This window comes from Nonomuraea mesophila (genome assembly GCF_004352805.1).
In the GTDB taxonomy this organism is placed as follows: domain Bacteria; phylum Actinomycetota; class Actinomycetes; order Streptosporangiales; family Streptosporangiaceae; genus Nonomuraea; species Nonomuraea longispora.
Genome location: NZ_SMLD01000025.1, coordinates 71,166 through 77,216 on the forward strand (window position 1 = coordinate 71,166; position 6,051 = coordinate 77,216).

A 6,051-nucleotide genomic window follows, 5' to 3' on the forward strand; every position below is an offset into this window, starting at 1 on the left:
ATGCGTCGGCCCCGCCTGCCGCTCTGGCCGTTCAGTCACAACTTGTACCCCACCCCTGGGACGGTCTCGATCACCTGAGGCTCGCCCAGCTTCTTCCTCAACGTCATCATGGTCACCCGGACCACGTTGGTGAACGGGTCGATGTTCTCGTCCCACGCCTTGTCCAGCAGGTCCTCCTGGCTGACCACGGCGCCCTCCGCGCGCATGAGCTCCTCGAGGACGGCGAACTCCTTCTTGGTCAGCACGACCTCCTTGCCGTCGCGCTGCACGAGCCGCTTGCCCGGGTCGAGCCGGATCCCGGCCCGCTCCAGCACGGGCGGCAGCGCGGGCGCGGAGCGGCGGCCGAGCGCGCGCACCCTCGCGACCAGCTCGACGAACACGAACGGCTTGGCGAGGTAGTCGTCGGCCCCCAGGCCGAGCCCCTCCACCTTGTCGTCCACGTCGCCCGACGCGGTCAGCATGAGGATGCGGGAGGCGCTCCGCTGCTCCACCAGCCGGCGGCACACCTCGTCGCCGTGCACGACCGGCAGGTCACGGTCGAGCACGATCACGTCGTAGTCGATGTAGGAGGTGCGCTCCAGCGCGCCCCCGCCGTCATAGGCCACGTCCACCGCCATGGCCTCGCGCCTGAGCCCTGTCGCGATCGCGTCGGCGAGCACGCGCTCGTCCTCAACCACCAGCACCCGCACGCCTGGCACACCTCTCTCCGGTTCTGGTCCCACATTCTGTCCACAGCGTCGATAAGCGCACGGTAAGGCATGTTCAGGGGTTGGTGACGCCAGGGTGAGGCAGAGCACGGCGAAATTCATGTTTCGGGGGACGACGACCCGGGGTATGCCTGCGGGACACCCATCGCCAGGACATCAACCGGCAATGGGCGTGCGTCGCTCCCACACGAGTCGAACCCCTAGAGAGTAGGTGAGATGGGCGAGTTCACGACCACGATCGAACACCGCCTCGACCAGGCTTATAAGGGCCTCCGTGAGGCCCGCAGCGTCGGCGACGACTACCTCGCCGACACGCTCACCGCCGAGATCGAAGATCTGCGTCGGCTGGCCGACGATCATGGCATACCCTTGCCCCGTTGACCCGATCGAAACGGCCGGAGCTCTCGCTCCGGCCGTTTCGTCGTTTCCGGGCCCCCGCGGGCCCCCGCGGGCCCGCGCGGGGGCCGCTCAGTCCCGCTCGGGGTCGAGCGGGACCAGCAGGTCGTGCAGTTCCTCGAACAGGCCGGGCGCCGCGCACAACGCGAAGCCGGGGCTCACCGGCCTGCCGTGCAGCCCGCCGAGCCTGGCCCCCGACTCCGTCGCCACCAGGCCGGCCGCGGCGTAGTCCCAGTGGTTGATGCCGCGCTCGTAGTAGGCGTCGAGGCGGCCGGCCGCCAGCGAGCACAGGTCGATCGCGCACGAGCCGCCGCGCCTGATGTCACGCACCCGCGGCAGCACCGCGGCCACGACCTCGCCCTGGACGACGCGCCGGCTCACCGAGTAGCCGAAGCCGGTCGCCACCAGCGCCTGCGCCAGCGGCACCCCGGTGGTACAGCGCAGCCGCTCGCCGCCGAGCCAGGCGCCCTCGCCGAGCGCGGCGGTGTAGACCTCGCCGCGCTGCGCCGCGTTGACGACCCCGGCCACGACCTCGCCGTTCACCTCGACGGCGATCGAGACCGCCCAGTCGGGCAGCCCGTACAGGAAGTTGACGGTGCCGTCGATCGGATCGACGATCCAGCGCACCTCGGACTCCCCTGGCGCCTCGCCGCCCTCCTCGCCGAGGATGCGGTCGCCGGGCCTGGCGGCCAGGATGCGCTCCCGGATGAGCTCCTCCGACGCCTTGTCCAGAATGGTGACGACGTCGGTGGGGCTGGACTTGGTCTCGATCTCCTCGGACATGGTGGGCCGTTTGGCGAGGAGCATGTCGCCCGCCTCGCGGGCGATGTCCTCGGCCAGCCGCAGGAAGTCGCTCATCAGGCCACCGATTCCGGACGCTTCCACTCCTCGCCGAGCACGTGCTGCGCCAGGAAGGCGAGCACGGTCTCGTACCAGGCGACGGCGTTGCCCGGCTTGAGGATCCAGTGGTTCTCGTCGGGGAAGTACAGGAATTTCGCGTCGACCTCCGTACGCCGCAGGTCCCACCAGAGCCGCAGGGCCTCGCCGATGGGCACCCGGTAGTCCTTGTCGCCGTGGATGACGAGCAGCGGCGTGGTGATCTTGTCGAGCGAGTTGTGCGGGGACAGCAGCGAGTAACGCTCGGAGCCGGGCTCGCCGAATTCGCGCTGCCAGAACATGGCGGCGTCGGTGGTGCCGGCGAACTGGTCGAGGTTCCACAGCGAGGCGTGGGTGACGATGGCCTTGTAGCGGTCGCTGTGGCCGGCCAGCCAGTTGGCCATGTAGCCGCCGTACGAGCCGCCCATCGCGCCGATGCGCTCGGCGTCGATGTCGTCCCTGGCGAGGGCCACGTCGACGATCGCGTCGAGGTCGGCCTGGGTGCGGGGGCCCCAGTTGCCCCAGCCGCGGTCGATCATCTCCTGGCCGTAGCCGGTGGACAGGCACGGGTCCGGCATGAGGACGGCGTACCCGTGCGCGGCCATGATCCACGCCTGCCAGCGCCACTGCCAGTCGTTCCACGAGGCGACCGGGCCGCCGTGGATCCACAGCAGGAACGGCGCGGGCGCGTCGGCGGAGGCGTGCTCGGGCAGCACGAGCCAGCCGCGGATGGTGGTGCCGTCGTCGGCGGTGGCGGAGATCTCGGTCAGCGTGCCGGGCACCTCAGGGCGGGGAGCGGGCGAGGGCACGTCGGCGGCCTCGCCGGTCGCCACGTCGATCCTGGCCGGGCCGGGCACGATGCCGACGCCGCTGCGCAGCGCGTAGAGGGCGTGGCCGTCGGCGGAGACGGCCAGAGCGGCGTAGGAGGCGTCGTCGCGGGTCAGCCTGGTCACCTCGCCGGGCTCGGCCACGGGGACGCGGAAGACCGGCCGGCGTCCCTGGTGGTCGGCGGCGAGGTAGACGGCCGAGGAGTCGGGCGCCCACTCGACGGCCGCGGGGAACAGGTCGGGCGCGTACGCGCGGCCCTGGCCCGTGGCGAGGTCGGCGATCCACAACTCGCTGCGCGCCGAGACGTCCAGGCCGGTGAACCGCTCGCGCGAGCAGGCGACCCGGCGGCCGTCGGGCGAGATCGCCAGCGGGCCGGTGAAGTCGTGGCGGTCCTCGCTGAGCAGCACCCGCCGCTCGCCGGTGGCGACGTCGATGGCGACGAGGTCGGTACGCCACTCGCCCTTCGGCAGGTAGGTACGCCAGGTCGCGATCACGGTGGCGCCGTCGGGGGTCAGCTCGAAGCCGCTTTCGCGCAGCGCCTCGCCCGCGTCGGGGGTCAGGTCGCGTACGTCCTCCAGCCGGTCCTCGCCGAGCCGGCCCGCGAACAGGCGCGGGCGGCCGGGGCCGAGGTCGTGGTCCCAGTAGCGGACCGGGTAGCCCTCGAACAGGACGGCGCTGATCCCGGCGTCCTTGCGGGCCTTGCGCCGCTCCTCCTCGGTGTCGGCCTCGCCGTCCAGCACGTCGGCGGCGAACACGACGACGTCGCCCGCCGTGCGGACCGCGCCGATGCCGCCAGGGCGGGTGGCCACCTGGCGGGCCTCGCCGCCCTCGCGGGGCAGCAGCCACAACGAGGCGACCTCGTCGGTGGAGTCCTTCACGGCGGGGTCGGGGCGGGCCGAGGTGAACAGCACGTCGCCGGCGTCGGTGAAGACCGCCCCGCCCTCGCCCTTCGCGGAGCGGGTCAGGCGGTACGGCTCGCCCTCGCGCCCGCCGGCCGGGATCGCCCAGAGCGCGGTGCCGTACGACGTGCCGTCGGCCTTCAGGGACTGGACCGCGGAGATCAGCCTGGAGCCGTCCGGCGAGAGCCGTAGCGAGAGGACCCGAGGGATGGCCACATAGTCACGTATGTCGTTGAATGCGCTCACCCGATCGAACCTACCTGTCCGTGGCCGAGCTGCGTGCGGCGACTCGGCCACCGACCTTGCCTGTTCTTCGTTCCCTCGCGGGCCGGAGAGAGGGCCGGCGGCGTTCCCGCATAGGGTTTGTCACGTGGGAACATACGACGCCTTGCTGGTCCTGTCGTTCGGCGGTCCCGAGGGTCCCGACGACGTGCTGCCGTTCCTGGAGAACGTCGTGCGCGGGCGCGGCGTGCCGCGCGAACGGCTGCTGGAGGTGGCCGAGCACTACCACGACTTCGGCGGCGTCAGCCCGATCAACCAGCAGAACCGCGACCTGGTCGAGGCGCTGCGCCCGGTCGCCGGCGTGCCGGTCTACTGGGGCAACCGCAACTGGCACCCGTTCGGCGAGGACGTCGTGCGGCAGATGCAGGCCGACGGCGTCAGGAAGGCCGCGGTCTTCGCCACGTCGGCGTTCGCCGGTTATTCGAGCTGCCGCCAATACCACGAGGACATCGCGAGGATCTCGGTCGACGGGGGCCCCGAGCTGGTGAAGATGCGCCACTTCGGCGATCACCCGGGGTTCGTGGCGGCGATGGCCGACCACACGCGGGCGGCGCTGGAACGGCTCGCCGACCGCGGATGCGACGACGCCAGGCTGGTGTTCACCGCCCACAGCATCCCCGTCTCGATGGCCGGGACGGCGGGCCCGTCCGGCGGCCTGTACGAAGCGCAACTGCGCAGGAGCGCCGAGCTGGTCAGCCAGGCGCTCGGCCGCACCGCGCCGTGGGACCTGGTGTGGCAGTCGCGCAGCGGCCCCCCGCAGGTGCCGTGGCTGGAGCCCGACGTCTGCGACTTCCTGCGCAAGACCGACGCGCCGGCCGTGGTGCTGGTGCCGATCGGGTTCGTCTCCGACCACATGGAGGTCATCTACGACCTCGACACCGAGGCCAGGCAGGTGGCTGACGCGCTCGGCCTGCCGATGGAGCGGGCGGCGACGGCCGGCACGCATCCGCGGTTCGTGCGGATGGTGTGCGATCTGATGGACGAGCCGGAGCCGCGGCCCTGCCCCCTGACCTGCTGCCCGCCGCCCCGTCGCAGCCCTCAGGCGTAGGTGCGGGCGTAGGCCTCGGCGATGCCCATGACCTTGTTCACGTAGTCCCACGAGTGGTTGTAGAACCAGATGGCCTTGCGCAGCTTCTCGCCGCCCTTGCCCGCGCCGTTGGCGCACAGGTAGTTGGCGGCGCCCGGCACCGCGTCGTACGGGCTCCAGATGTCGGCCTTGCCGTCGCCGTCGCCGTCGACGCCGTAGTGCTTCCAGGTCGCGGGCATGAACTGCATGGGCCCGAGCGCGCCCGCGCTCGACGGGCCGTTGTTGCGGCCGTGCCCGCTCTCCACCTGGCCGATCGCGGCCAGCACCGTCCAGGACAGGCCGGGGCAGCGGGTGGCGGAGGCCTTGTACAGCTCCAGGTAGCTGCCGGGCCTGCCCACGTTGACGCTCTTCGGCTGCTCGGGCGCCTGCTTCTTGGCGGTGCGCTCGGCGGCGTCCAGCAGGACGATCTGGGCGTCCTTGCCGAGCAGCTTGCGTACGCCCGACTCGCTGATCTTGCCGGGCTTGCCGTGCAGCAGCACCGCCACGCCGGGCGCGAACCCCAGCGACCTGCCCAGGTCGGCGCTGACCAGCCCGTCCACGCCCTTGAGCCCGAGGGAGGCCGAGGCGGCGACGCGCAGCCTGGGGCCGCCGTCCACCTGGTACGTCGCGCCGAGGACCATCCCGTACTTGCGCATCGCGGCGGCGTCGGCCACCAGCTCTCCCCGGGTCAGCGCGCTCCAGACGCCCGGCTGGTCGGCGACGGGTTTCGGGGTCCACGAGCGGAAGTCGGACGGGTCGACGGCGAGCAGGTTCAGCCCGGTGCCCGACACCTTGACCGCACCCGCGTCCACCACGAGCACCTTCTGCACGTGCGCGAGCGCCCCGAGCCGGAACCTCGTCTGCTTGGGGACGGCGGCGGGGGCGATCGCCAGCACCCGCGGCGGGGTCGGCGTGACGCTGGGGCCGCCCTCGCCGAAGTCCTTGACCGGCTCGGCCGAGGGCACGATCTCGTCGAGGCGGGGGGCGGTCGTGGGGG

6 protein-coding genes are annotated in these 6,051 nt (G+C 72.1%); 2 read left to right on the forward strand and 4 right to left on the reverse strand.

Features of this window, described 5'->3' with window-relative positions; translation table 11 throughout:
* Window positions 1-35 precede the first annotated feature (35 nt).
* Entirely contained in the window at window positions 36-689 is a 654-nt protein-coding gene (locus E1295_RS12780) for a response regulator transcription factor (RefSeq protein WP_132630465.1), read from the reverse strand.
* 234 nt (window positions 690-923) lie between these two features.
* Between E1295_RS12780 and E1295_RS48645 the strand changes: the two genes are divergently transcribed.
* Window positions 924-1,088, forward strand: coding sequence for a hypothetical protein (locus tag E1295_RS48645; RefSeq protein ID WP_165974805.1), 165 nt, complete (start codon window positions 924-926; stop codon window positions 1,086-1,088).
* An 87-nt stretch (window positions 1,089-1,175) separates the two neighbouring features.
* Here the strand turns inward: E1295_RS48645 and E1295_RS12785 are convergent, their stop codons facing one another.
* On the reverse strand, window positions 1,176-1,961 hold the full coding sequence (locus E1295_RS12785; protein ID WP_132630466.1) for an inositol monophosphatase family protein: 786 nt from the start codon (window positions 1,959-1,961) through the stop codon (window positions 1,176-1,178).
* Entirely contained in the window at window positions 1,961-3,952 is a 1,992-nt protein-coding gene (locus E1295_RS12790) for a S9 family peptidase (protein WP_166427195.1), read from the reverse strand. Before E1295_RS12790 ends, E1295_RS12785 begins: the two co-directional genes overlap by 1 nt.
* A 124-nt stretch (window positions 3,953-4,076) precedes the next feature.
* Between E1295_RS12790 and E1295_RS12795 the strand changes: the two genes are divergently transcribed.
* Window positions 4,077-5,036, forward strand: a complete 960-nt coding sequence (locus tag E1295_RS12795; protein ID WP_220448678.1) for a ferrochelatase — start codon at window positions 4,077-4,079, stop codon at window positions 5,034-5,036.
* Here the strand turns inward: E1295_RS12795 and E1295_RS12800 are convergent.
* Window positions 5,027-6,051: lytic transglycosylase domain-containing protein (locus E1295_RS12800; protein WP_132630468.1), on the reverse strand; the 1,025-nt coding region annotated here is incomplete at its 5' end. The genes E1295_RS12795 and E1295_RS12800 overlap by 10 nt on opposite strands.

Excerpts from the sequence above, each read along its gene's own strand:
- E1295_RS48645 (WP_165974805.1), top strand. The coding sequence starts at position 924 with ATGGGCGAGTTCACGACCACGATCGAACACCGCCTCGACCAGGCTTAT.
- E1295_RS12785 (WP_132630466.1), bottom strand. The coding sequence starts at position 1,961 with ATGAGCGACTTCCTGCGGCTGGCCGAGGACATCGCCCGCGAGGCGGGC.